The organism is Atribacter sp. (assembly GCF_035418125.1).
GTDB lineage: Bacteria > Atribacterota > Atribacteria > Atribacterales > Atribacteraceae > Atribacter > Atribacter allofermentans.
Genome location: NZ_DAOLQM010000182.1, coordinates 1 through 4,475, shown reverse-complemented (window position 1 = coordinate 4,475; position 4,475 = coordinate 1). Strand labels below are relative to the sequence as shown.

Genomic DNA, 4,475 nt, shown 5'->3' with positions numbered 1-4,475 from the left:
ATGAATTCAACAATTCCCCTCCTTGGAGGGGTGCCGTTTTGCGGCGGGGAGGGTGCCTTTCAGTTTTTCCTGATTATTCTAAGAAAAAATTTTAAAGAAAAGGATAAAGGATGGGATTGTCACGTCGCCATGCTTCTAACAACGACGTTTTAAATAGATATTACTGCCAATTTTATCCAAGAAAAAAACCTTTGTTTTAACCCTTAAAACTGGTAGGACCCATGCCAGGGTAATAGAGTTTTCTTTCAGCGTAATTGAGCAATTTCGTTGCAATAGTTACCAATATTAAATAAATGATCCCAATAACCATAAATGTTTCGGTAAAACGGAAAAAACGAGCAGCAACAATTTTTCCAGCTCCGGTCAGCTCGATGCAGGTAATCATATAAGCTAAAGAAGAATATTTAATCAAATAGATAATCTCGTTTCCCACCCCAGGAAGCGCTCGACGAAAAGCTTGGGGAAGAATAATATACAAAACGCCCTGAAAACGAGTCATTCCTAAGGCTTCAGCAGCTGTGATTTGGCCAATTTTTACTGATTGAATTGCACCTCGGATATATTCCGAGGAATATGCCCCGTTGCACAGCACAAAACCCAAGACCGATGCTACCATTGGCGAGAGCGATATTCCTATTGGTGGCAAACCAAAATAGATCATAAACAACAGTAGTAATAAGGGACAACCTTTAAAAAACAAAACGTAAAGTCGGCAAATCATCGATATCGGCTTATTTCCATATACACGCCCTACGGCAACGATTATTCCGGTCAACAAGCCAAAAGGTATCGAAAGTAGAATAAGCTTGATGGTTACCGATGTTCCTTCTAACAGCGACGGAAGGAGCCGTTCCTGAATAAATACAAAACTATCCATTTTTTTGACCCAGGTCACCATAAAGTTCGGTCATTTTACTAAGAAATTTTTGAGTCCGCTCAAACTCAGGCCGATAAAAAATTTTTTCCGGTGTTCCTCTTTCCAGAATAACTCCATCTTCCAAAAACAGAATCTGATTGGCTACCGATGAAGCAAACCCCATTTCATGAGTGACAACTAGCATGGTCATTCCAGCACGAGCCAGATTTTTCATCACATCCAGGACTTCTCCGGTTAACTCCGGATCTAAAGCCGAGGTTGGTTCATCAAATAGCATTACTTCCGGATCCATTGCCAAGGCGCGAGCTATAGAAACCCTTTGAGCCTGTCCTCCAGATAGCTCGGCTGGATAAAAATTAGCTTTTTGTACCATGCCAACCCGTTCCAACTCATGCATGGCTTTTTCTTTGGCTTCTTTTTTGTTCATTTTTTTAACTTTCAGCAAGGATATTTCAACATTCCCCAAAGCAGTAAGGTGGTCAAATAAGTAAAAATTTTGAAAAACCATCCCCATTTTTTGGCGATAAAGGTTTATTTTCCCATGGGAATGGACTACTTCTTCACCATTGAGCCATACTTTCCCACGGTCAGGAACGGTCAATTGATTAACACATCGCAACAGAGTGCTTTTTCCTGTTCCCGAGGGTCCAATAAAAACCAGGGTCTCTCCTCTGGCAACTTGGAACGAGACGCCACGCAATACTTCAGTTTCTCCAAAAGATTTATGGATATCTTCAACGATAAGGACATATTTTGAATCGGTCATGATTGATCACTACTTCCAAAACCGGGGACATGTACCCGTTTTTCTAGTGCATGAAAAAGACTTAATCCACCATAATTCATTAAAATAAATATTAAAGCACAAGCAAAATAAATTGGCATAGGTTGATAGGTTCGAGTAACCATTTGATTTCCCCGGGTCATAATTTCCATGACACCTATCGCGTAACAAACTGATGAATCAGTGAGTAAAATTGGGTATTCATTTGACCATCCTGGCAAAGCTATTCGGAGTGCCTGGGGAAGTATTATATTAAATATGGCTTGGTTTTCACTCATGCCCAGCGACCGGGCCGCTAACATTTGTCCTTCGCCGAGAGACAAAATGGCTCCTCGAAATATTTCAGTTTGATAAGCAGCACTTCTTAAGCCCAAAGCCAGTGCACCAATAAAAAAAGCTGAAACATTCAAACCCATAAGAGGAAATATTCCAAAATAAAAGAGAAATAATAAAACCAAGTTGGGAAGTCCCCGAAAAATCCAGACGTAAAAAGCAATGAGTTTCCCGGTCCACTTTCCTCCATAAACCTGCCCAACTGCCATTGGGATGCCTACCATCAAACCCAATGCCAATGCCAATCCAACCAATCCAAGGGTCACACCCATACCAGAAATGATATAGGGAAACGACTCAATCACCGCCTGCAATGGTTCCACCTCAACTAAAAATTTCTCGATATCGTGAATAACTGAAAGTGATTATACTTTATAAATGAGATAGAGTGAATGGTAATCTAAGTTTTTTACCATTGGAAAAAAAATAGGGAGCAAGAATCTTCATCCCTGCTCCCTACCAAACTTTTATATTCCCAACTTTTTATTACTTCATCTCATATTTGACCATAAGTTCTTCCCAAAAAGGAGAAGCCATCAACTTTTTTAAACCTTCATTCAGTTTTTCTTTTAAATCGGTGTCTTCTTTACGGACAGCGATTCCGTACTCTTCTCCCGTACTTATCACTCCAATTTTTACCAGTGGTTTTCCAGCAATCGCTTTGGATACAACCGGTTCATCCATCATAGCCACCTGAACTCGACCATTAATCAAATCATTTACCGCCAAGGGGAAATTATCATAAAGTTTGAGGTTATCCTTGGGAAGAATTCCGGTTTTTACTAAATTATCCTCGATCCACATGGCTGCGGTACAACTTCTTTGGGTTCCAACAGTATATTTTCCTGCTTTAAAACTATCAATATCCAAATTTTCACCTTCACGAGCGGCTATCGCTTGATTAACTACCCAATAAACATCAGAAAAATCAACCTGCTGTTTTCTTTCCTCAGTAATTGTCATTCCAGAGTAAATGAGATCAATCTTTTTAGCCAATAGACTAGGAATAATTCCATCCCATGCCATAGGAACTACTTGTACTTTAAAACCCATTTCATTAGCTATCCATTGGATGGACTCAACATCAAACCCAGCTGGACTTCCATCTTTGTCAATAAATGAAAAGGGGTAATAATCGCCATCAATCCCAACGATATAAGTTTTTTCTTCATTTGCTAACACCGTGCTCCCCAATGCCAATGAAATTAATAGAGCAGTTACAACGAAAAAAAATATTTTTCCTTTCATTTCTTTCCTCCTGTAGTTCAAAATTTGTTTGTATTAACTTTTTTGGTACAATTCATAATAGAGACCGCTTCATTTCCTGTCAACTTTTCAATAAAAATATCTAGCGGTTTAGCAACAAGAATTTAATCCCACTTTTGATCCTTGCCTACTTGATTTACCAGAAAAAAAGATATTCTTCAACATTGACCAGCTTAAACTTCTCGAGGAGAATCAAAGTTAAAACGATTAAACCCCATAAAAAAATTCTTCGAATGGCAGTCTCTTTATACCCCTTTCGAAAAGCACTATATATCCTAAAAGGAAGGGTGATAATTAAAAATATTCCGACATAGATTAGAGCACCCATAAACATCAAAAGAATTTCTTCAATATCCGTACCTCCTATAAAATCTCAAAATAATATCTTAGTAAAAAGACCAATTAAAACAATTTAATAATCCCGGATCAATTTATACCAATCCACTATAATACCTATAATGACCCCCACCACTACCAATCCTAACAATATTTTACCAATTTGATTCAATATTCCTAATCCAACTGATTTAAAATCAAAAGGAAAAACTTTAAATAACATGTATATTGATAGGAAACTGAGAATATTTATTACCGGCATGGTTCCCAAGCGAACAACCTTCTGATTAAAAAAAATATAAAGAATATTAGCGACAATCGAAGCATAAATTGACCAATTCATATAAGGGAGAACTTTATTAAAATCTTCCGTTATGAAAGGAATGTGCCATTTCATTAAATGATTGATGATATAGAGTAAAACTAAGTTCCCAGCTATTGCTCCAACGTATTCCAATTTTTTAGATTTCTCCCCTCTCTGGCTTGGATTCTTTCCGTTGGAATCCTCTGAAATCTTATTATTTTGATGATTGTTTCCTGGCATAATTCCCCATCTCCCAACCCCTCCTCTTCATAACTTTTTAATGGGTTTTTTAAATTTTTGGTCTATTTATTAATCGTGTTATGGTTTTGGTTTCTATCCTGAAAATACCATCAAATGAATTCCCCCATTGAGGGGGGTTAGTGGGGTGTGCCTTTAATCCGTCATCCTGAGGCTTCGTTTTTTGAAGCCGTGAGGGTCCCATCCTCAAATTTTTTCCCCCTCTCCCCCTCGGTATCTAATGGCGTGAGAATCACATCTTTTTAAGTTTTTTCTTCATAAGTACTTTAAAGGATGAGATTCTCACGTCGTCCGGTAGAAGACACCGGACTCCTCAG

Annotated in this window: 6 protein-coding genes; all 6 read right to left on the bottom strand. The window is 38.2% G+C overall.

Features of this window, described 5'->3' with window-relative positions; genetic code table 11:
• Window positions 1-196: 196 nt before the first annotated feature.
• The 6 genes from PLK24_RS08735 to PLK24_RS08710 all read right to left on the bottom strand — a co-directional run bounded on the left by PLK24_RS08735 (window position 197) and on the right by PLK24_RS08710 (window position 4,140).
• Window positions 197-877, bottom strand: coding sequence for an amino acid ABC transporter permease (locus tag PLK24_RS08735; RefSeq protein ID WP_324478250.1), 681 nt, complete (start codon window positions 875-877; stop codon window positions 197-199).
• Window positions 870-1,643, bottom strand: a complete 774-nt coding sequence (locus PLK24_RS08730; protein ID WP_324478248.1) for an amino acid ABC transporter ATP-binding protein — start codon at window positions 1,641-1,643, stop codon at window positions 870-872. Before PLK24_RS08730 ends, PLK24_RS08735 begins: the two co-directional genes overlap by 8 nt.
• Window positions 1,640-2,299: an ABC transporter permease subunit gene (locus PLK24_RS08725; RefSeq protein WP_324478246.1), complete on the bottom strand. Its 660-nt coding sequence runs from the start codon at window positions 2,297-2,299 to the stop codon at window positions 1,640-1,642. The genes PLK24_RS08730 and PLK24_RS08725 overlap by 4 nt, the downstream gene beginning before the upstream one ends.
• 181 nt (window positions 2,300-2,480) lie before the next feature.
• Complete coding sequence (locus tag PLK24_RS08720; protein ID WP_324478244.1) at window positions 2,481-3,242, bottom strand: basic amino acid ABC transporter substrate-binding protein; 762 nt, start codon at window positions 3,240-3,242, stop codon at window positions 2,481-2,483.
• A gap of 154 nt (window positions 3,243-3,396) precedes the next feature.
• Window positions 3,397-3,588, bottom strand: coding sequence for a hypothetical protein (locus tag PLK24_RS08715; protein ID WP_324478242.1), 192 nt, complete (start codon window positions 3,586-3,588; stop codon window positions 3,397-3,399).
• 84 nt (window positions 3,589-3,672) lie between these two features.
• Window positions 3,673-4,140 (bottom strand): hypothetical protein, encoded by a 468-nt coding sequence (locus PLK24_RS08710; RefSeq protein WP_324478240.1) that lies wholly within the window; start codon window positions 4,138-4,140, stop codon window positions 3,673-3,675.
• Between the last annotated feature and the right edge of the window lie 335 nt (window positions 4,141-4,475).